The organism is Pseudomonas sp. ABFPK (genome assembly GCF_001586765.1).
GTDB lineage: Bacteria > Pseudomonadota > Gammaproteobacteria > Pseudomonadales > Pseudomonadaceae > Aquipseudomonas > Aquipseudomonas asiatica.
Genome location: NZ_LQXW01000001.1, coordinates 406,881 through 426,865, shown reverse-complemented (window position 1 = coordinate 426,865; position 19,985 = coordinate 406,881). Strand labels below are relative to the sequence as shown.

The window sequence follows — 19,985 nt, the reverse complement described above, 5'->3', positions numbered from 1 at the left end:
GCCGGCTGGTTCATGCGCAACGTTTTGTCTTAGTGTCCTGCGGGCCAGAACGGCGACAGGCATGGTCGCCAGGCAACCGGATCAGTATCCTAGCACCTCCTGGCCCGCCGACGCTAAACCAGCGGGCCGCCGAACAGGTTAAACACCGTATGAATGCTCTAGCCCGCCGCGCCGCTGGCCTGTTGCTCGGCACGCTCTGCCTGCCGCTCGCGGCCTTCGCCGCCGATGTGCAACCCACCCACGAATTCATCCTCGACAACGGCCTGAAAGTAGTCGTGCGCGAGGACCACCGCGCCCCGGTGGTGGTCTCGCAGATCTGGTACAAGGTTGGCTCCAGCTACGAAACCCCTGGCCAGACCGGCCTGTCCCACGCGCTGGAACACATGATGTTCAAGGGCAGCGCCAAGGTCGGCCCCGGCGAGGCCTCGCGCATCCTGCGTGACATTGGCGCCGAAGAAAACGCCTTCACCAGCGACGACTACACCGCCTATTACCAGGTGCTGGCCCGCGACCGACTGCCGGTGGCCCTGGAGCTGGAGGCCGACCGCCTGGCCAGCCTGCGCCTGCCCGCTGACGAATTCAGCCGCGAAATCGAGGTGATCAAGGAAGAACGCCGCCTGCGCACCGACGACCAGCCCAACTCCAAGGCGTTCGAGCTGTTCCGCGCCATGGCCTACCCGGCCAGCGGCTACCATACCCCGACCATCGGCTGGATGGCCGACCTGGAGCGCATGAAGGTCGAGGAACTGCGCCACTGGTACGAATCCTGGTACGCCCCCAACAACGCCACCCTGGTGGTGGTCGGCGATGTCACCGTCGATGAGGTCAAGGGCCTGGCGCAGAAGTACTTCGGCAGCATCCCCAAACGCGCCGTGCCACCGGCCAAGTTGCCGCTCGAGCTGGCCCAACCAGGCCAGCGCCAGCTGACCCTGTACGTGCGCACCCAGTTGCCGAGCCTGATCTACGGTTTCAACGTACCTGGCCTGCCCACCGCCAAGGATCCGCGTACGGTGCATGCCCTGCGCCTGATCTCGGCATTGCTCGACGGCGGCTACAGCGCCCGCATGCCGGCACGCCTGGAACGCGGCCAGGAACTGGTGGCCGGCGCTTCGTCCAGCTACAACGCCTTCACCCGCGGCGACAGCCTGTTCCTGATCTCGGCCACGCCGAACGTGCAGAAGCAAAAAACCCTCGCCGATGTCGAGAAAGGCATCTGGCAGCTGCTTGATGAGCTCAAGACCACCCCGCCCAGCGCCGAAGAGCTGGAGCGCGTACGCGCCCAGGTCATTGCCGGCCTGGTCTACGACCGCGACTCCATCAGCAGCCAGGCCACTACCATCGGCCAGCTGGAAACCGTCGGCCTGTCGTGGAAGCTGATCGACAGCGAGCTGGATGAGCTCAAGCGCGTTACTCCGCAGGATATCCAGAACGCCGCGCGTACCTACTTCACCCGCGAACGCCTGAGCGTTGCCCATGTACTGCCCGAGGAGTCCGCTCATGAGTAATCGCCGCGTACCACGCCCAACCCTGCTGACCACGGGCATCCGCGCCCTGGCGCTGGCGGCGGTGCTGGCCGCCCCGGCCATGGCTGACAATGCCGCCAAAGCCGACAGCAACGCGGCACGCCCGGCCAATACCTTGCAGTCACTGGCCGAACTGGATGGCAAGGCGCCCAGCCGGCGCCAGTTGAACATACAGCACTGGAACACTGCAGAAGGCGCCCGCGTGCTGTTCGTCGAGGCCCGCGAACTGCCGATGTTCGACCTGCGCATCACCTTCGCCGCCGGCAGCAGCCAGGATGGCGGCACGCCAGGCCTGGCTGCCCTGACCAACGCCATGCTCAACGAAGGCGTGGCCGGCAAGGATGTGACTGCCATCGCCGAAGGCTTCGAGGGCCTGGGCGCCGACTTTGGCAACGGCTCCTACCGCGATATGGCCGTGGCTTCGCTGCGCAGCCTCAGTGCCAAGGACAAGCGTGAACCGGCGCTCAAGCTGTTCACCGAAGTGACTGGCAAGCCGACCTTCCCTGAAGACGCCCTCAAGCGCATCAAGAACCAGATGCTGGCCGGCTTCGAGTATGAAAAGCAGAACCCTGGCAAGGTCGCTGGCAAGGCCCTGTTCGCCAAGCTCTACGGCGACCACCCCTACGCCCACCCGAGCGACGGCACTGCCGAAAGCATCAGCGGCATCACCCTGGCACAGCTGCGCGCCTTCCACGCCAAGGCCTACACCAGCGGCAACGCGGTCATCGCCCTGGTCGGCGACCTCAGCCGCGCCGAGGCCGAAGCCATCGCCGCCCAAGTGTCAGCCGGTCTGCCCAAAGGCCCCGCGCTGGCCTCACCTGCGCAACCCGGCGAAGCCAAGGCAGGCTTGACCCACATCGACTTCCCGTCCAAGCAGACTCACCTGATGCTGGCCGAGCTCGGCATCGACCGCCAGGACCCGGACTGGCCGGCCCTGTCACTGGGTAACCAGATCCTCGGCGGCGGTGCATTCGGCACCCGGCTGATGAGCGAGGTACGTGAAAAGCGCGGTCTGACCTACGGCGTGTACTCGGTGTTCAGCCCGATGCAAGTACGCGGCCCGTTCATGATCAACCTGCAGACCCGCGCCGAACTCAGCGAAGGCACGCTCAAGCTGGTGCAGGACATTCTCGCCGACTACCTCAAGACCGGTCCCACCCAGCAAGAACTGGACGATGCCAAGCGCGAACTGGCCGGCAGCTTCCCGCTGTCCAATGCCAGCAACGCCAGCATCGTCGGCCAACTGGGTGCCATTGGCTTCTACAACCTGCCGCTGACCTGGCTGGAGGACTTCATGCAGCAGTCCCAGGCCCTCACCGTCGAGCAGGTAAGGACGGCCATGAACAAACACCTGTCAGCCGATAAACTGGTGATCGTCACCGCTGGCCCGAAAGTGCCGCAAAAACCGCTGCCAGCCCCTACTGACAAGCCCTCCGAGCAGCCGCTCGGGGTACCGGAGCACTAATGCCAAGATCCACCCCTACCGCCCGCCCACAACCGGGCCACAGCAAGGGCCAGGGCCACCTGCGCATCATCGCCGGCGAGTGGCGCAGCCGACGTCTGGCGGTGCCGGAAGGCGAAGGCCTGCGGCCAACGCCTGACAGAGTGCGGGAAACCCTGTTCAACTGGCTGGCCCCCTATATCGAGGGTGCCCGCGTTCTGGACGCCTTCACCGGCAGCGGTGCCCTGGTGCTCGAAGCCCTGTCCCGCGGGGCCGAGGACGCGGTCGCGCTGGACAGCAACCCGGCGGCCATCGCCAACCTGAAGAACAACCTCGAGATCCTGCGCTGCCCGCGCGGGCAAATCCTGCAGACCGACGCCCTGCGTTATCTGCAAGGCCCAGCCAAGCAGCAGTTCGATGTGGTGTTCCTGGACCCACCGTTCCACCAGGACCTGCTGGCCGACACCTGCAAACTGCTGGAACAGAACCAGTGGCTGCGCGAGCAGGCGTGGGTCTACACAGAAAGCGAGGCTGCACCGTCGACCTTGCAACTGCCAGGTAACTGGCGCCTGCATCGCGAGAAAAAGACCGGCCAGGTGCATTACGCACTCTGGCAGCGGGGCTAATTATGTAAAGCAGGTGCAGCACCCTTGTCGCTGAAGCTGTTCGGGTTTACACCAACCAGAGCACTTCAGCGATGACCTTACCATCACCTGCGTCACCACCCGACCTGGGCCAGGTCTCTGCGGGGCTTGCCGCCCTGGCCTGCCCCATTACCTCGGCATTGCAGCACTTCACGCTGGAAAACGGCCTGTCCGTCTACTTGCGAGAAAACCACAAGACCTCTCTGGCCGCGGTCCAGCTTTGGTATCACATAGGCTCAAGCCATGAGCCTGCCGGCCACACCAACCTGTCACGCCTTCTGGAGCACCTGATTTTCGCAGGCAGCAGCAAAATCCCCGCCGACCAATACAGCCGGGTGATTGCACGCTTAGGCGGCAGCGCTAATGCCACCACCCACCTGGATGCCACCTCTTTTGAAATCTCGCTACCGGCCAGCCGCCTGCCCATAGCGCTGGAGATCATGGCCGATGCCATGAGCACCGCTTCCTTCGGCAAAGCTGAAATGGAGAGGGAGATAAAGGCGGTAGAAGATGAGCGCCGGCTCAAGCTGGACGTCCAGCCTGACCAGCAAGCGTACGAGCAGCATAACGCCCTGGCACATGGCGACAGCGCCTATGCAGGCCCGAGCTTCGGTGATCCGGCAGACCTGCACGGCATCGACCTGGCAGCGCTGCGAACCTGGTACAGGACCTGGTACCAGCCAAACAACGCAACGCTTGTGGTGGTCGGTAGTGTTGACCTGCCAACGCTCCGGCAGCAGGTGGCACGTTACTTCGCCGGCGTGCCGAAAACACCCCTCGCCGCCCGACCGGTCCCACGCCATGACGCTCGACTGAAGGCCCGCAGCCACACCGTAAGTCTGCCAGGGCTACGCGAGGGGCTGTTCATGTCCTTCAATGTTCCAGGCCGAGCAACAGCCCCCGACGCCAGCACATCGCTTGCCCTGAGCCTGCTTTGCGACCTGCTTGGCGTAGGCTTCAGCTCCAGGCTGTACAGCGACCTGGTACGGGACAAGCGCCTGCTTACAGGCGTACGGGTGTCCTACGAGCCCTTGGTGCGTGGCGACACGCTGTTGACGATCTCAGCCTATGTGAACACCAGCCACACCACACCGGAGGACGCTGCCCAAGCTATTTACGAGCATGTGCAGGCGCTGCGTAGTGTTGCCTTGCCGGAAGAAGATCTGCAGCGCGCCAAGTTACGCATGCTCGCCCGACGGCTGTTCAACCTTGACGCGCTCACTTCCCAGGCAGGCGAGTTGGGCGCCGCAGCCGCAGCCGGTTTGCCGGCCTCGGTAATTGACGAAGACGGCCCTCTTATCCAGAACCTCGACAGTGCGACAGTGCAACAGGTAGCAGTTGCCTACCTGGGGCGCGAACGGCTGACCACGACCTACCTTCAGCCGGGAGCACAAGCATGAGCCCAGACAATTTGACGACCACCCGACCGACGCTTTGCGACGGCCCAGCCACCGACACCGCCTTGGAGGCCATGGCCAACCTTCAATCGGCCAAGGAAATAGAGCTTGGCCAGGTACCGCCCTTGCAAGCCGCAGCCACGTGCTGGCAAACCACCAGCGGCACAAAGGTCAGCTTCATCGCAGATCATGAACGCCCGATGTTCGACCTGGCCTTGCGTTTTCGTGCTGGCAATGTGCTTGACGGGGCGAACCCGGGCCTGGCCGCAGTCACCCTGTACAGCCTCGACCAAGGGACTGGTGAACTCGATGCAGCCCAGTTTGCCGAGCAGTTAGCCGGGTACGGGGCCATCCTCGGCAGGAGGATCACCGATGACAGTGCCGTCATCACACTCCGCTGCCTGAGCTTGCCCACAATACGCACCAGCGTGATGCAGCTGTTCACCCAGATGCTTGCACGCCCTGCTTTCAGGGAGCCTGATGTAGCGAAAATCCGGGAGCGGCTCGCTTTCAACCGGGTCAGACAGGGCAGTCACCCCCTGGTACGGCTTACCAACACCACGATGGCTCATGTTTTCCGTGATCATCCGTACGCTGCCAGCGCCACCACGACAGCCAGTGGTCCCGTCAAAATCGAGCAGATCAGGGGCTTCCACCAGAAGGCTTACTCGGCGAACAATCTGGATATTGGCCTGGTGGGGGACCTGAGCCGGGAAGACGCGGAGCAACTGATCGACGAACTCACCCGTGCCCTGCCGCAGGAGTGGGCCGCCGCGGCCCCGCCGCCACTCCCCGAACACCCGCCACTCGTGCAGCACCTGGCCGCCGCCGGCAGCGCCACACGGTCGCTGTTGACTCTGTCCTCGAAAGCTTCGCCAAGCAGCCCGCTATTTCCGGCTTTGACGCTACTCAACGTGATACTTGGCACCAGCTATGAATCACGCCTGACGCAAGAGTTGCGAACCCTGCGCAGCCTGACCTACGCCATCTACTCCGACCTCAACCCGCTGGATGCGGCATGCCTGCTGCAAATTCATTGGGACATCGCCCCGCAGTACCGCGATGCGGCAGCGGCCCTGGTGTCGGGGATTGTCGCGTGCCTGCGCGAACGAGGCCCCAGCCAGGCAGAATGCGACATCGCTGTGAACGAAATTGCGGCCAAGCTGCATCACGACCTTGCAGACAGCGCCAAACTGGCCAGAGCACTTGCGACTTACAGCCACCAAGGGCTGCCAGGCGATCACCTTGCCACTTTTCTTGACAGGCTGCAGTCGCTCACGCCTGCGAACCTGCGTGAAGCCGGGCAGGTGTGGTTGGGCAACGCGACGCAAGTGCTGGTGACCGTAGGCCCCGAGTCAATGCAGCTGCCACTGCCGGAAACAATGAAGGACGACCAATAGCGCAGGTACATCGGGGTTTTTCCATGGCATTCTAGGCACGCACAACATGAGTCGCCCACATGCCCAGCCCCAGCGCAACGTTCCGTCCAGCCCTCGGCCTTGCCAACCCCCACTTGCAAACCTTGTGGGGGCCATTGTGGCGAAAACTGCCAGAGCTGCAGCGCAACCGCGAGCGGCTATGGCTGGCCGATGGCGACTTCATCGACCTGGACTGGCACGGCCCGCACCAGCCCCACGCGCCGTTGGTGCTGGTCCTGCACGGTTTGACCGGCTCCTCCCACTCGCCCTACGTCAAAGGTTTGCAGCAAGCGCTGCAAGGCCGCGGCTGGGCCAGCGTGGCGGTGAACTGGCGCGGTTGCTCGGGCGAGCCCAACCTGTTGCCACGCAGCTACCATTCCGGTGCCAGCGAAGACCTGGCCGAAATCGTCAGCCACCTGCGCGCCCAGCGCCCGTTGGCGCCGTTGTATGCGGTGGGGTATTCGCTGGGGGGCAATGTGCTGCTGAAATACCTTGGCGAAAGCGGTGTCGCCAGCCAGTTGCAGGCTGCGGTGGCAGTGTCGGTGCCGTTTCGCCTGGATCACTGCGCCGACCGCATCGGCCAGGGCTTTTCAAAGGTGTACCAGGCGCATTTCATGCGCGAGATGCTGGCTTATGTGCAGCTCAAGCAGCGGCACTTCCACGACAAGGGCCAGCATGAAGGGCTGGCGACGCTGCAACGGCTGGGGCCGTTGGGCAACCTGCGCACGTTCTGGGATTTCGACGGCAAGGTCACCGCACCGCTGAACGGTTTTCGCGATGCACACGACTACTACCGCCGCTCATCGAGTCATTTCTTCCTCGGCCAGAACCGCACGCCGACGCTGATCATCCACTCCAGCGATGACCCTTTCGTCTCCGGCCACAGCCTGCCAACAGCCCGCGAACTGGCGCCGCAAACCCGCTTCGAACTGCACAGCCGCGGCGGCCATGTGGGCTTTGTCGATGGCAGCCTGCGCAACCCGGGCTATTACCTGGAGCGGCGGATTCCACAGTGGCTGGTGGAGGGTCAATAGGAGCTGCGGTTTTCATTGGCAGCACCGGCCTCATCGCCGGCAAGCCAGCTCCCACAGGTGTGGTATAGGCCTGATGGACAGTGGTGTACCTGTGGGAGCTGGCTTGCCGGCGATGAGGCCGGGCCTGCTTACTCGCCAGTGGCTACGCCATGCTGCGGATCGTTGATCCACTCACTCCACGACCCGGCATACAGCTTGCCCAGCGGGTACCCGGCCAACGCCAGGGCAAACAGGTTATGACACGCCGTCACCCCTGACCCGCAATACGCCACCAACTGCTCCGGCGCCCGCCCGGCCAGCTTTTCGGCAAAGCGCTGTTTTAGCTGGTCCGGCTGCAGAAAACGCCCATCAGCCCCCAGGTTGTCGGTAAACGCCGCGCACTGCGCCCCCGGAATATGTCCAGCAACCGGGTCGATCGGTTCCACTTCGCCACGGAAGCGCGGCAAGGCACGCGCATCGATCAAGGTCAGGTCTGGGTTACCCAGGCGCTTGGCCAGGTGCTCGGCATCGATCAGCAGCTTGCCGTCCGGCTCACCGTTGAAGGTGCCTTCCCGCTTGAGCGGCGGGTCCAGGCTGAGCGGCAGGTGCGCCGCATGCCAGGCCTTCAGGCCACCGTCGAGGATCGCTACACCGCTGCGCTTGCCCAGCCAGGCCAGCAGCCACCAGGCACGGGCGGCAAAAGCGCCAGGGCCGTCGTCGTACAGCACTACCTCGCTGTCATCGTCCAGGCCCCACTCACGCAGGCGCTCGACCAACCGGCGCGCATCCGGCAATGGGTGGCGCCCGGTGCGTCCCTTGCTCACAGGCCCGCTGAGGTCACGCTCCAGGTCGGCAAAATGCGCTCCGGCAATATGCCCCTGGGCATAGCTGCGTTGGCCATAGTCCACATCCTCGAGGGCAAAGCGGCAGTCGAGGATCACCAACTTGGGCGAGCCCAGACGCTCGGCCAACTGCTGCGGGGTGATCAATTGCGCAAGGGGCATGACAATCTCCTGATCGATGGCACTATCGATAGCACTGAGGCCCTGGGTTAGTGCTCCAGGGCCTGGTTGAACGGTACATGGAATTCCTGGCACAGGGCGTCCACGGCATTGCGGGCGTTGTCGGTGACGAAGCCGAGCTCCAGCACCAGTACCTGGTAGACGCCGCGCTTGAAGGCTTCTTCACCCAGGTGCGCGGAATGCTCCCGCGTGGTGCTGAGAAAACGTACCCAGGACGTCAACACGATCCAGGCGTTGATGGTCAGCGATTCGATCTGCGCTGGTGCCATGGCCAGGATGCCCGCCTCGACGAAGCCGCGGTAGATCGCCTGGCCCTGGCGCAGGCAGCGCTCGGAAAAGCGCCGATAACGGGCGGCCAGTTCCGGGTCGCTGTCCAGCAGGTGCTCCAGATCGCGGTGCAGAAAACGGTAGTTCCACATCGCCGCCAGCAGGGCCTTGAGGTAGAAGCGCTTGTCCTCCACGGTCGCCGCGCGGCCTTGCGGCGGGCGCAGGAAGCTGTCCACCAGTTCTTCGTACTGGCTGAACAGCAAAGCGATGATCGCCTGCTTGTTGGGGAAGTGGTAATACAGGTTGCCGGGCGAAATTTCCATGTGCGCGGCAATGTGGTTGGTACTGACGCTGCGTTCGCCCTGCTGGTTGAACAGCTCGAGGCTGTTCTGCACGATGCGCTCTCGGGTCTTCATGCGCGGGGCCATGCTCAGCTCCCAGTCTGCGGGCCTTCATCAAAGGGTCATCTTACGGCGTATTGGCAATGGAATGCACCGCTCGACAACGCGGAAAAATTCGCACCATCGTACAAATTAGAGTATAGGCTCTAGGGATTCCCTGCCCGGACTCGACGCCGCCATGAACTCGCCCAGTGCCTTGCCCCCTGTGCAATCCGACCTCGACCTTGCGGCGACGTTCGCCACCCAGCGCCATGCATTTGCCGGCAACCCCTTGCCAGCGGCGGCGCAGCGGCGCCAATGGCTGAAAAGCCTGCGGGAAGCCTTGCTGGCCGGCCAGGCCGAACTGATCGAGGCAATCGGCCAGGACTTTGAGGGGCGCAGCGCCGACGAGACCCTGCTGGCCGAGCTGCTGCCCTCGGTGCAAGGCCTGCGCCACGCCGAAAAGCACCTGCAGCGCTGGATGCGCGCCAGCCGGCGCAAGGTCGGCCTGGCCTTCCAGCCGGCCAGCGCGCAGGTGCGCTACCAACCCCTGGGCGTGGTCGGCATCATCGTGCCGTGGAACTACCCGCTGTTCCTTGCCATCGGCCCGCTGACCTGTGCCCTGGCCGCCGGCAACCGGGTCATGCTCAAGCTCAGCGAAGCCACGCCTGCCACTGGCCAGGCGCTCAAGCAACTGCTGGAGCAGGTGTTCCCCACCGATCTGGTCAGCGTGGTGCTCGGCGAGGTCGAGGTAGGCCAGGCCTTTGCCCGCCTGCCATTCGATCACCTGTTGTTCACCGGCGCCACCAGCGTGGGGCGCCAGGTAATGCTGGCTGCGGCGCACAACCTGACCCCCGTCACCCTGGAGCTGGGCGGCAAGTCACCAGCCATAGTCTCGGCCGACGTACCGCTGGACAGCGCCGCCGAGCGCATCGCCTTCGGCAAGACCCTCAACGCCGGCCAGACCTGCGTCGCCCCTGATTACGTGCTGGTGCCACGCGAGCGCCTGGAGGCCTTCAGCGACGCCTACCAGCGTGCGGTACGCCGGCTGTACCCGCGCATCGCCGACAACCCCGACTACACCGCCATCATCAACCAGCGCCAGCTGCAGCGCTTGCAGCATCTACTGGACGATGCCCACGCCAAAGGTGCGCAGGTACTCGACCTGTACCCCGGTGAAGCCCGCCAGGGCCGGCGCCTGCCACCCCACCTGCTGCTGGAGGTGAACGACGGCATGCAGGTGATGCAGGACGAAATCTTCGGCCCGCTGCTGCCGCTGGTGCCCTACGACAGCCTCGAACAGGCACTGGCCTACATCAACCAGCGCCCGCGCCCGCTGGCGCTGTACTACTTCGGCTATGACCGCGCCGCACAGGAGCAGGTGTTGCGCCACACCCACTCCGGCGGAGTGTGCCTGAACGACACCCTGCTGCACGTGGCCCAGGATGATTTGCCGTTCGGCGGCATCGGCCCTTCAGGCATGGGCCATTACCATGGCCACGACGGCTTCCTGACCTTCAGCAAGGCCAAGGCGGTGCTGGCCAAGCAAGGCTTCAACGCTGCCCGGCTGATCTACCCGCCTTATGGCAAAGCCTTGCAGCGCTTGGTCTTCAAGCTTTTCATCCGCTGAGGGCCGGCCCATGCACCGCCGCGAACTGCTGCGCTTCAGCCTTGGCGCCAGCGTCTTTCTGGCCGGTACCAGCCTGGTCGGCTGCAGCGCACAGACAGCCGCAACGGGTTACCAGGTATTGCGCGACGACGACCTGCCGCTGCTGCGCGCGCTGATCCCGGTGGTACTGGCCGGCACCCAGGCCGCCGAGACACTGGTGCTGCATAGCCTCGACCACAAGCTGGCGGCGCTGTCGCCGGAAATGCTCAAACTCACCCGGCAGTTGTTCGACGTGCTCAACCTGCCGCTCACCCGCGGCCCCCTGACCGGTGTCTGGGGCGCCTGGGAGCAAGCCAGCGCCGCGCAGGTCACGGCCTTCCTGCAACGTTGGCAGGACAGCTCGCTGAACCTGCTGCGCATGGGCCACGCCTCGCTGCTGCAGTTGCTGCAGATGGCCTGGTACGAACGCCCCGAATCCTGGGCCGCCTGCGGCTACCCCGGGCCACCGAAAATCTGAAAACAACAAGAGCAGCGCCAATGCCTGTACCCGACCCGTTTCGCCAAGGCCTGGAAAGCGGCTGGATCACCCACGACGCCTCGCGCCTGGAGCACGACCTCACGCTGGAAGCCGACGTTGCCGTGATCGGCAGCGGTGCCGGTGGCGCTACCAGCGCGCAAATGCTCAGCACTGCCGGCTTCAAGGTGCTGCTGATCGAAGAAGGCCCGCTGAAGACCAGCAGCGATTTCCACCTGCTGGAACACGAAGCCTATGCCAGCCTGTACCAGGAAGGCCTGGGCCGCATGAGCAAGGACGGCGCCATCACCATCCTCCAGGGCCGCGCCGTGGGCGGCACCACGCTGGTCAACTGGACCTCGAGCTTTCGCACGCCGCCACAGACCTTGGCGCACTGGGCCGCAGCCCACAACGTGACCGGCCTGGGCGAGGAGCAAATGCGCCCCTGGTTCGAGCGCATCGAGCAGGAACTGGGCATCACCCCCTGGGCCCTGCCACCGAACGCCAACAACGACGTGCTGCGCCGTGGCTGCGAACAGCTGGGCTACCGCTGGGCGGTGATCCCACGCAACGTGCGCGGCTGCTGGAACCTGGGCTACTGCGGCATGGGTTGCCCGGTGAATGCCAAGCAGTCGATGCTGGTAACGCGTATTCCCGCCACCCTCGAACAGGGCGGCGAGCTGCTGTACCTGGCGCGGGCCGAGCGCTTCGAACACAACGGCGAGCGCATCCAGGGCCTGTCATGCCAGGCCCTGGATAGCCGAGGCATACACGCCACAGGACGGCAGGTCCGCGTTCGCGCGCGTCACTACATCCTTGCCGGTGGCGGCATCAACAGCCCGGCCCTGCTGCTGCGTTCCGACGCGCCCGACCCGCATGGCCGCCTGGGCAAACGGACCTTCCTGCACCTGGTCAACTTCAGCGCAGCACGCTTCAACGACCGTATCGACCCCTACTACGGCGCCCCACAGTCCATCTACAGCGACCACTTCCAATGGCAAGGCGGCAACGATGGCCCGATTGGCTACAAGCTGGAGGTGCCACCGCTGCACCCGGCCCTGGCCAGCACGCTGCTGGGCGGGCATGGCCACGAGAATGCCCAGCGCATGGCCGAGCTGCCACATACCCACGTGATGCTGGCGCTGCTGCGTGACGGCTTCCATCCGCAAAGCCAGGGCGGGGCCGTGGAGCTGCGCGGCGATGGCTCACCGGTGCTCGATTACCCGGTCACCGATTACCTGCGCGACGGCCTGCGCCGCGCCTATCGCAGCATGGCGCAGATCCAGTTCGCCGCTGGTGCCACCCAGGTCACCCCCGTGCACAGCGATGCCAGCGCCGCGTCCCGCCTGGAACACGCCTTGGCCATGATCGACAAGTTGCGCCTGGAGCCGTTCCGCACGCGCCTGGGCAGCGCTCACGTGATGGGTGGCTGCGCCCTTGGCGACGACCCGCGCCAGGCGGTATGCGACAGCCTGGGCCACCATCACCAGCTGGAAAACCTGTCGGTTCACGACGGCTCACTGTTCCCCACCAGCATCGGCGCCAACCCGCAACTGTCGGTATATGCCATCAGCGCCAGGCTCACCGAAGCGCTGGTCGCCCGCCTGGCACACAGCGCATGACAAGGAACAGGCCCCCTGTCTATAGTGCCATCAGCCGGCCGCATGACTTGGCCGGGGCGCCGTCGCTGCGCTACCATCCGACTCCCCAACGCACTCCAGCCAGGATGACGCGATGAACCGAGTGTTGTACCCGGGTACTTTCGACCCCATTACCAAAGGCCATGGCGACCTGGTCGAGCGCGCCTCGCGGCTGTTCGACCACGTGATCATCGCGGTGGCGGCCAGCCCGAAGAAAAACCCGCTGTTCCCGCTGGAACAACGGGTGGAGCTCGCCCGTGAGGTCACCAAGCACCTGCCCAATGTCGAAGTCATCGGCTTCTCCTCCCTGCTGGCGCATTTCGCCAAGGAACAGGGCGCCAACGTCTTCCTGCGTGGCCTGCGTGCGGTGTCCGACTTCGAGTACGAGTTTCAGCTGGCGAACATGAACCGGCAACTCGCCCCCGATGTCGAGAGCCTGTTCCTCACGCCTTCGGAGCGTTATTCGTTCATTTCCTCGACCCTGGTCCGGGAAATTGCCGCGCTGGGCGGTGATATCAGCAAATTCGTCCACCCAGTGGTGGCCGATGCGCTGACCGAACGCTTCAAGAAATGACCTTTAGCGGCTGATCATCGCGCCCGCGTGCACTGCGGGCGCGAATGCGGCACAATTGTGCCCACTGCGTTGAACATGCCCGGGCGCGGAGCCCCGGCCGGAGTCCCCATGTCCCTGATCATCACCGACGATTGCATCAACTGCGACGTCTGCGAACCCGAGTGCCCGAACGAGGCCATCTCCCAAGGCGAAGAGATCTACGTGATCGACCCTAACCTGTGCACCCAGTGCGTGGGCCATTACGACGAGCCGCAATGCCAGCAGGTCTGCCCGGTCGACTGCATCCCGCTGGATGAAGCGCACCCGGAAACCGAAGAAGAGCTGATGGCCAAGTACCGCCGGATTACTGGCAAGGACTGATCGCTCGGCCCTACGCTGTACCTGTAGGAGCGGCCTTGTGTCGCGATGGGGTGCGAAGCGCCCCCCAGATTTCAGCTCAGCGGCAGAAATTGCCGGGGCCGTTTCGCGGCCCATCGCGACACAAGGCCGCTCCTACAAGGTACCGAGTAACTTGCCTCAGCGCTGGCAACGCGGGCAATACACACTCGCCCTCTGCCCCAGCTTCACCTCGCGCAACTCCGTGCCACACACCTTGCACGGCTGCCCGCCCCGCCCGTACACGAACAATTCCTGCTGGAAGTACCCCGGCTGCCCGTCGCCACCGATGAAGTCGCGTAGCGTGGTGCCGCCCTGTTCGATCGCCGCCGCCAGCACACGCTTGATCTCGATCGCCAGCTTCAAGTAGCGCGCCCGGGAAATCCCGCCCGCTTCCCGACGGGGGTCGATGCCAGCGGCAAACAGCGCCTCGGTGGCGTAAATGTTGCCCACCCCCACCACTACCGCGTTATCCATGATGAACGGCTTGACCGCCATCGACCGCCCACGGGACAGCTGGAACAGCCGCTCGCCGTCGAACAGGTCGGTCAGCGGCTCCGGCCCCAGGCGCAGCAGCAGTTCGTGGTTGAGCGGGTCCAGGCTCCATAGCATCGCGCCAAAGCGGCGCGGGTCGGTGTAGCGCAGCATCAACCCCGACTCCAGCTCGATATCCACATGCTCATGCTTGGCCGCCGGCAAGCCCAGTTCGACCAGGCGCAGGTTGCCCGACATGCCCAGGTGACTGATCAGGGTGCCAACCTCGGCATTTATCAACAGGTACTTGGCGCGTCGCTCGACACTGACGATGCGCTGCCCAGACAGGCGCACATCCAGGTCTTCCGGAATCGGCCAGCGCAGGCGCCGGTCACGTACCACCACCCGGCTGACGCGCTGGCCTTCCAGGTGGGGCGCAATACCGCGCCGGGTGGTTTCTACTTCTGGCAATTCCGGCATGTGTCAGTGCCCGCCCAACTCGCGAATGTTCTGCTTGAGGTTCTCGAAATCGTATTCCGACAAGCCGATGTAATCGAGCACCAGCGGGCCGACCACATTCCATTCGTGGTCCACGGCCTGGTTGCCCAGCACCCGGTACGATGCGCAGATGTGCTCGGCCATCTTCAGCACCGCCAGCAGGTTTTTAAGCTGGCTCTGGGTATTGCGCGAACTCTCGTCGCGGAACACCGCCAGAGCGTTGTGGTGGTTGGCAATGGCCGCGCTGAGGTGCTCGGGCAGGCGCCAGGATTTGGCAGTGAAATAGCCGACCACCGAATGATTGGTGTTGAACGCGCGGTTTTCGGTGTCGACCACGCGGGTTTCCTCGTCGGACTTGGCATAGGCCTCTTCCAGTACATCCATGTAGTCGGGGAAGCGCTTGAGCATCAGCGGCACGCCACAGTCATGGAACAGGCCCAGGGTATAGGCCTCGTCCGCCGCCTGGATGCCGGTGCGCTTGGCCAGGGTCAGACAGGTCATCGCCACGTCCTGGGCGGTGTCCCAGAAGCGGTTGAGGGTAACGATGGTCTCGTCGCTCATCTCGCCCTTGATCGACTGGGCATTGATCAGGTTGATGATCGAACGGCTGCCCAGCAGGTTCACCGCGCGCTGGATCGAACCGATCTTGTTGGAAAGGCCGAAATGCGGTGAGTTGACCAGCTTGAGCAAGGCGCCCGAGAGGCCCGGGTCCTGGGAAATCAGCTTGGCGATGGTTTCCAGGTCCGGGTCAGGCATGTACTGCTCGAACTGCAGGTCGACCATGATCTGCGGTTGCGGCGGGATGGTGATGCCTTGCAAGGCTTGCTGGATCTGTTCGGCGCTGAGTTCTTGGGACATACGTGCACACTCGTTTGGGACCGGCGATTCTAACCCTCCAGACCGGAAAGGGACCAACCACTGAATCGTTGCGCCGGAACTTTACCTTATCCATGCGGGCCTCTTTCTCATATTCATCAAGGAAAGGAGCAAGGCCCATGAGTGCAGAACTGAACGGCAAGCGAGTGGCTTTCCTGGTCACCGACGGCTTCGAGCAAGTGGAACTGACAGGCCCTCGCGAGGCCCTGCAACAGAGCGGCGCGGTGGTGGACATCCTCAGCGACAAGGAGGGCACGGTACGCGGCTGGAACCACGACCAGCCGGCCGACGCATTCGCCGTGGACGCAACCTTCGAAAGCGCCCACCTGGACCTCTACGATGCCCTGGTGCTGCCCGGTGGCGTGCAAAACTCTGACACGATTCGGCTGATTCCCGCTGCGCAAAAACTGGTGAAAAGCCACGATTCGGCTGGCAAGCCGCTGGCGGTGATCTGTCATGGTGGCTGGTTGCTGGTGTCCTGCGGGTTGGCCAAGGGCAGGCGGCTGACCAGCTACAAGACCCTGCAGGACGACATCCGCAATGCCGGCGGAGACTGGGTGGATGAAGAAGTGGTAGTCGATGGCAACCTGATCACCAGCCGCCAACCCGACGACATTCCGGCGTTCAACCAACAACTGATCAAGGCATTGGCAGCCTGACGCCATCTCTTGGCCTACGCGAGACCTGAGCGGCCTTGTGTCGCGAAAGGGCCGCAAAGCGGCCCCGGCAATTTATGCGCCGCTGCTGAAGTTCCGGGGACCGATGCGCAGCCCTTTCGCGACGCAAGGCCGCTCCTTCAAGGGACGTGTGCCCAGGCAACAGGCTATAATCCCGCTCTTTTTTCCCGGAGCGACGTCATGTCCCTGCCCAGCCTACGCCTCAAAGCCAATGCCGACCGCCGCCTACGCGCCGGCCACCTGTGGGTCTACAGCAACGAAGTCGACGTCAGCGCGACCCCGCTGCAAGGCTTCCAGGCCGGCCAGCAGGCTGTTCTCGAGGCGGCCAACGGCAAGCCGCTGGGTATCGTCGCACTGAGCCCGAACAACCTGATCTGCGCCCGCCTGATGTCGCGCGACGCCAAGCTGCCGCTGGACAAGTCGCTGCTGGTGCACCGCCTGAACGTCGCCCTGTCGCTGCGCCAGCGCCTGTTCGACCAACCGTGCTACCGCCTGGTCTACGGCGATTCCGACTTGTTGCCAGGCTTGGTGGTCGACCGCTTCTTCGACATCCTCGTGGTGCAATTGGCCTCCGCCACCATGGAAGCGCACAAGGACGACGTGATTGCAGCCCTGGTACAGGTGCTCAAGCCAAGCGGCATCCTGTTCAAGAACGACTCCTCCGCACGGGATGCCGAAGGCCTGCAGCGCTATGTCGAAACAGTCTATGGCGAGGTGCCGGACTGGGTGCCGCTGGAAGAAAACGGCGTCAAATTCGAAGCCCCGGTACGCGAAGGCCAGAAGACCGGCTGGTTCTACGACCACCGCATGAACCGTGCACGCCTGGCGCCGTACGTGAAAGGCAAGCGCGTGCTCGACCTGTTCAGCTACATCGGTGGCTGGGGCGTGCAAGCCGGTGCCTTCGGCGCCAGCGAAGTGTTCTGCGTCGATGCCTCGGGCTTTGCCCTGGACGGCGTCGAGCGTAACGCCGCCCTGAACGGCATCAGCGAGAAACTGACCTGCATCGAAGGCGATGTGTTTGAGGCCCTGCGCGAACTGAAGGCCGCCGAAGAGCGCTTCGACGTGATCATTGCCGACCCACCCGCCTTCATCAAGCGCAAGAAAGACCTGAAGAACGGCGAAGCGGCCTACCGCCGCCTGAACGAACAGGCCATGCGCATGCTGACCAAGGACGGCATCCTGGTCAGTGCCTCGTGCTCGATGCACCTGCCCGAGGACGACCTGCACAACATCCTGCTGACCAGCGCCCGTCACCTGGACCGCAACCTGCAGTTGCTCGAGCGCGGCGGCCAAGGCCCCGACCACCCGGTGCACCCGGCCATCGCCGAAACCCGCTACATCAAGAGCATCACCTGCCGGTTGCTGCCAAACAGCTGATATCCGCTAAAAAGGGCCGCCAAGCGGCCCTTTCCTGCTGCAATCTCCCCGCCAGCTATCCACATCTGCATTCCCTCGCCGCGCCAGCGGTGTAGAATCGGCCTATTCATCGCCAGTCATCCCCGGCGGGTTTATGAGCTCTGCCCAAGCACGCGGCGATCCCGCGCGGTCTTCGGCCCCATCCGTGCCAGTGGCAACCGGCCTGCGGTACAAAGGACAAGAGAAGCTCACTCCCCTTTTTGTGACCTGATTAAGCCGCCAGGAGTGTTTCATGCCTGATTATCGTTCCAAGACTTCCACCCAAGGCCGCAACATGGCCGGCGCCCGTGCCCTGTGGCGCGCCACCGGGATGAAGGACGAAGATTTCAAGAAACCGATCATCGCCATCGCCAACTCGTTCACCCAGTTCGTCCCGGGCCACGTGCACCTGAAGGACCTGGGCCAGCTGGTCGCCCGCGAAATCGAACGCGCCGGTGGCGTGGCCAAGGAATTCAACACAATCGCAGTCGATGACGGCATCGCCATGGGCCACGACGGCATGCTCTACTCGCTGCCAAGCCGCGAGATCATCGCCGACGCCGTGGAGTACATGGTCAACGCCCATTGCGCCGACGCCATCGTGTGCATCTCCAACTGCGACAAGATCACCCCCGGCATGCTGATGGCCGCCCTGCGCCTGAACATCCCGGTAATCTTCGTCTCCGGCGGCCCGATGGAAGCCGGCAAGACCAAGCTGGCCAGCCACGGCCTGGACCTGGTCGACGCCATGGTCATTGCCGCCGACTCCTCGGCTTCCGACGAAAAAGTCGCCGAATACGAGCGCAGCGCCTGCCCTACCTGCGGTTCGTGCTCCGGCATGTTCACCGCCAACTCGATGAACTGCCTGACCGAAGCCCTGGGCCTGGCCCTGCCGGGCAACGGTTCGACCCTGGCCACCCACGCCGACCGCGAGCAGTTGTTCCTCACTGCCGGCCGCACCATCGTCGAGCTGTGCAAGCGCTACTACGGCGAGAACGATGAGTCGGTACTGCCGCGCAACATCGCCAACTTCAAGGCGTTCGAGAACGCCATGATGCTCGACATCGCCATGGGCGGCTCGACCAACACCATCCTGCACCTGCTGGCTGCCGCCCAGGAAGCCGAGGTGGCGTTCGACCTGCGCGACATCGACCGCCTGTCGCGCAAGGTGCCGCAGCTGTGCAAGGTTGCGCCGAACATTCAGAAATATCACATGGAAGACGTGCACCGTGCCGGCGGCATCTTCAGCATCCTCGGCTCGCTGGCCCGTGGCGGCCTGCTGCACACCGACCTGCCGACCGTGCACAGCCGCAGCATGGAAGAAGCCATCGCCAAGTGGGACATCACCCAGACCGATGACGAAGCCGTGCACACCTTCTTCAAGGCCGGCCCTGCCGGCATCCCGACCCAGACGGCATTCAGCCAGTCGACCCGTTGGGAATCCCTGGATGACGACCGTGAGAACGGCTGCATCCGCAGTGTCGAGCACGCCTATTCGCAGGAAGGCGGCCTGGCCGTGCTGTACGGTAACATCGCGCTGGATGGCTGCGTGGTGAAAACCGCCGGTGTCGACGAGTCGATCCTGGTGTTCGAAGGCACCGCGAAGATCTTCGAGAGCCAGGACAGCGCCGTACGCGGCATCCTCGCCGACGAAGTGAAGGCCGGCGACATCGTGATCATCCGCTACGAAGGCCCGAAAGGTGGCCCGGGCATGCAGGAAATGCTGTACCCGACCTCGTACCTGAAGTCCAAGGGCCTGGGCAAGGCTTGCGCCCTGCTCACCGACGGCCGCTTCTCGGGCGGCACCTCGGGCCTGTCGATCGGCCACGCATCGCCGGAAGCTGCCGCTGGCGGTGCTATCGGCTTGGTGCGCGACGGCGACAAGGTGCTGATCGACATCCCGAATCGTTCGATCAACCTGCAGGTCAGCGACGAAGAGCTGGCCGAGCGCCGGGTCGAGCAGGACAAGAAGGGCTGGAAACCGGCTGAAGTACGCCCACGCAAGGTGACCACCGCGCTGAAGGCCTACGCCCTGCTGGCGACCAGTGCCGACAAGGGTGCTGTGCGTAACAAGGCGATGCTGGAAGGGCTGTGAGGCTCTGACGGTGTGAATGAAGAACCGGCGCCCTGGGCGCCGGTTTTTTTATGCCTGTACCGGCCTCTTCGCGGGCACGCCCGCTCCCACAGGTACGGTGCCTGGCTCAAAGGCTGTGGGGTTTCTGTGGGAGCGGGCGTGCCCGCGAAGATG

At 64.2% G+C, this 19,985-nt stretch carries 18 protein-coding genes; 14 read left to right on the top strand and 4 right to left on the bottom strand.

Annotated elements, in window-relative coordinates; genetic code table 11:
- Nucleotides 1-149: 149 nt before the first annotated feature.
- The 6 genes from WM94_RS01965 (at nt 150) to WM94_RS01940 (ending at nt 7,457) form a co-directional block, all read left to right on the top strand.
- Nucleotides 150-1,505: a pitrilysin family protein gene (locus WM94_RS01965; RefSeq protein ID WP_061550312.1), complete on the top strand. Its 1,356-nt coding sequence runs from the start codon at nt 150-152 to the stop codon at nt 1,503-1,505.
- Nucleotides 1,498-2,988: a pitrilysin family protein gene (locus tag WM94_RS01960; RefSeq protein ID WP_061550311.1), complete on the top strand. Its 1,491-nt coding sequence runs from the start codon at nt 1,498-1,500 to the stop codon at nt 2,986-2,988. The genes WM94_RS01965 and WM94_RS01960 overlap by 8 nt, the downstream gene beginning before the upstream one ends.
- Nucleotides 2,988-3,590, top strand: a complete 603-nt coding sequence (gene rsmD, locus WM94_RS01955; protein ID WP_061550310.1) for a 16S rRNA (guanine(966)-N(2))-methyltransferase RsmD — start codon at nt 2,988-2,990, stop codon at nt 3,588-3,590. The genes WM94_RS01960 and rsmD overlap by 1 nt, the downstream gene beginning before the upstream one ends.
- A 158-nt stretch (nt 3,591-3,748) precedes the next feature.
- The gene (locus WM94_RS01950; protein WP_177342344.1) at nt 3,749-5,008 is read left to right on the top strand and encodes a pitrilysin family protein; all 1,260 of its coding nucleotides are present in this window, start codon (nt 3,749-3,751) and stop codon (nt 5,006-5,008) included.
- Nucleotides 5,005-6,405 carry a pitrilysin family protein gene (locus WM94_RS01945; RefSeq protein ID WP_061550308.1) on the top strand — a complete coding sequence of 467 codons (1,401 nt, stop codon included), beginning with the start codon at nt 5,005-5,007 and terminating at the stop codon, nt 6,403-6,405. Before WM94_RS01950 ends, WM94_RS01945 begins: the two co-directional genes overlap by 4 nt.
- Before the next feature lie 59 nt (nt 6,406-6,464).
- Nucleotides 6,465-7,457, top strand: coding sequence for a hydrolase (locus tag WM94_RS01940; RefSeq protein ID WP_061550307.1), 993 nt, complete (start codon nt 6,465-6,467; stop codon nt 7,455-7,457).
- A 128-nt stretch (nt 7,458-7,585) separates the two neighbouring features.
- Here the strand turns inward: WM94_RS01940 and WM94_RS01935 are convergent, their stop codons facing one another.
- Both WM94_RS01935 and WM94_RS01930 read right to left on the bottom strand, forming a co-directional pair.
- A complete protein-coding gene (locus WM94_RS01935) occupies nt 7,586-8,440 on the bottom strand; it encodes a sulfurtransferase (protein WP_061550306.1) in 855 nt (284 codons plus the stop codon).
- A 47-nt stretch (nt 8,441-8,487) separates the two neighbouring features.
- Nucleotides 8,488-9,153 (bottom strand): TetR/AcrR family transcriptional regulator, encoded by a 666-nt coding sequence (locus WM94_RS01930; RefSeq protein ID WP_025340981.1) that lies wholly within the window; start codon nt 9,151-9,153, stop codon nt 8,488-8,490.
- A 151-nt stretch (nt 9,154-9,304) separates the two neighbouring features.
- Here WM94_RS01930 and WM94_RS01925 point away from each other — a divergent pair, with 151 nt between their 5' ends.
- The 5 genes from WM94_RS01925 (at nt 9,305) to WM94_RS01905 (ending at nt 13,802) form a co-directional block, all read left to right on the top strand.
- Nucleotides 9,305-10,735 carry a coniferyl aldehyde dehydrogenase gene (locus WM94_RS01925; protein ID WP_061550305.1) on the top strand — a complete coding sequence of 477 codons (1,431 nt, stop codon included), beginning with the start codon at nt 9,305-9,307 and terminating at the stop codon, nt 10,733-10,735.
- A gap of 10 nt (nt 10,736-10,745) precedes the next feature.
- The gene (locus WM94_RS01920) at nt 10,746-11,231 is read left to right on the top strand and encodes a hypothetical protein (RefSeq protein WP_025340983.1); all 486 of its coding nucleotides are present in this window, start codon (nt 10,746-10,748) and stop codon (nt 11,229-11,231) included.
- Nucleotides 11,232-11,251: 20 nt separating this feature from the next.
- A complete protein-coding gene (locus WM94_RS01915) occupies nt 11,252-12,850 on the top strand; it encodes a GMC family oxidoreductase (RefSeq protein WP_061550304.1) in 1,599 nt (532 codons plus the stop codon).
- Nucleotides 12,851-12,962: 112 nt separating this feature from the next.
- A complete protein-coding gene (gene coaD, locus WM94_RS01910; RefSeq protein WP_003249065.1) occupies nt 12,963-13,442 on the top strand; it encodes a pantetheine-phosphate adenylyltransferase in 480 nt (159 codons plus the stop codon).
- 108 nt (nt 13,443-13,550) lie between these two features.
- Nucleotides 13,551-13,802: a YfhL family 4Fe-4S dicluster ferredoxin gene (locus tag WM94_RS01905; RefSeq protein WP_003258518.1), complete on the top strand. Its 252-nt coding sequence runs from the start codon at nt 13,551-13,553 to the stop codon at nt 13,800-13,802.
- A gap of 156 nt (nt 13,803-13,958) precedes the next feature.
- Here WM94_RS01905 and mutM read toward each other — a convergent pair whose 3' ends face one another.
- Together mutM and WM94_RS01895 are read right to left on the bottom strand one after the other, a co-directional pair.
- Nucleotides 13,959-14,771 carry a bifunctional DNA-formamidopyrimidine glycosylase/DNA-(apurinic or apyrimidinic site) lyase gene (mutM, locus tag WM94_RS01900; protein ID WP_010955661.1) on the bottom strand — a complete coding sequence of 271 codons (813 nt, stop codon included), beginning with the start codon at nt 14,769-14,771 and terminating at the stop codon, nt 13,959-13,961.
- 3 nt (nt 14,772-14,774) lie between these two features.
- Entirely contained in the window at nt 14,775-15,593 is an 819-nt protein-coding gene (locus tag WM94_RS01895; RefSeq protein WP_177328634.1) for an HDOD domain-containing protein, read from the bottom strand.
- Between the two features lie 191 nt (nt 15,594-15,784).
- Between WM94_RS01895 and WM94_RS01890 the strand changes: the two genes are divergently transcribed.
- From WM94_RS01890 to ilvD, 3 genes are all read left to right on the top strand, one after another.
- Complete coding sequence (locus WM94_RS01890) at nt 15,785-16,324, top strand: type 1 glutamine amidotransferase domain-containing protein (protein WP_061550303.1); 540 nt, start codon at nt 15,785-15,787, stop codon at nt 16,322-16,324.
- A 198-nt stretch (nt 16,325-16,522) separates the two neighbouring features.
- A complete protein-coding gene (locus tag WM94_RS01885; RefSeq protein WP_061550302.1) occupies nt 16,523-17,719 on the top strand; it encodes a class I SAM-dependent rRNA methyltransferase in 1,197 nt (398 codons plus the stop codon).
- Nucleotides 17,720-17,990: 271 nt separating this feature from the next.
- Nucleotides 17,991-19,832 carry a dihydroxy-acid dehydratase gene (gene ilvD, locus WM94_RS01880; protein WP_025340988.1) on the top strand — a complete coding sequence of 614 codons (1,842 nt, stop codon included), beginning with the start codon at nt 17,991-17,993 and terminating at the stop codon, nt 19,830-19,832.
- The last annotated feature ends 153 nt before the right edge of the window (nt 19,833-19,985 follow it).

Coding starts and splice junctions, on each gene's coding strand:
- WM94_RS01965 (WP_061550312.1), top strand. CDS start 150: ATGAATGCTCTAGCCCGCCGCGCCGCTGGCCTGTTGCTCGGCACGCTC.
- WM94_RS01960 (WP_061550311.1), top strand. CDS start 1,498: ATGAGTAATCGCCGCGTACCACGCCCAACCCTGCTGACCACGGGCATC.
- rsmD (WP_061550310.1), top strand. CDS start 2,988: ATGCCAAGATCCACCCCTACCGCCCGCCCACAACCGGGCCACAGCAAG.
- WM94_RS01945 (WP_061550308.1), top strand. CDS start 5,005: ATGAGCCCAGACAATTTGACGACCACCCGACCGACGCTTTGCGACGGC.
- WM94_RS01940 (WP_061550307.1), top strand. CDS start 6,465: ATGCCCAGCCCCAGCGCAACGTTCCGTCCAGCCCTCGGCCTTGCCAAC.
- WM94_RS01935 (WP_061550306.1), bottom strand. CDS start 8,440: ATGCCCCTTGCGCAATTGATCACCCCGCAGCAGTTGGCCGAGCGTCTG.
- WM94_RS01930 (WP_025340981.1), bottom strand. CDS start 9,153: ATGGCCCCGCGCATGAAGACCCGAGAGCGCATCGTGCAGAACAGCCTC.
- WM94_RS01925 (WP_061550305.1), top strand. CDS start 9,305: ATGAACTCGCCCAGTGCCTTGCCCCCTGTGCAATCCGACCTCGACCTT.
- WM94_RS01920 (WP_025340983.1), top strand. CDS start 10,746: ATGCACCGCCGCGAACTGCTGCGCTTCAGCCTTGGCGCCAGCGTCTTT.
- WM94_RS01915 (WP_061550304.1), top strand. CDS start 11,252: ATGCCTGTACCCGACCCGTTTCGCCAAGGCCTGGAAAGCGGCTGGATC.
- coaD (WP_003249065.1), top strand. CDS start 12,963: ATGAACCGAGTGTTGTACCCGGGTACTTTCGACCCCATTACCAAAGGC.
- WM94_RS01905 (WP_003258518.1), top strand. CDS start 13,551: ATGTCCCTGATCATCACCGACGATTGCATCAACTGCGACGTCTGCGAA.
- mutM (WP_010955661.1), bottom strand. CDS start 14,771: ATGCCGGAATTGCCAGAAGTAGAAACCACCCGGCGCGGTATTGCGCCC.
- WM94_RS01890 (WP_061550303.1), top strand. CDS start 15,785: ATGAGTGCAGAACTGAACGGCAAGCGAGTGGCTTTCCTGGTCACCGAC.
- WM94_RS01885 (WP_061550302.1), top strand. CDS start 16,523: ATGTCCCTGCCCAGCCTACGCCTCAAAGCCAATGCCGACCGCCGCCTA.
- ilvD (WP_025340988.1), top strand. CDS start 17,991: ATGCCTGATTATCGTTCCAAGACTTCCACCCAAGGCCGCAACATGGCC.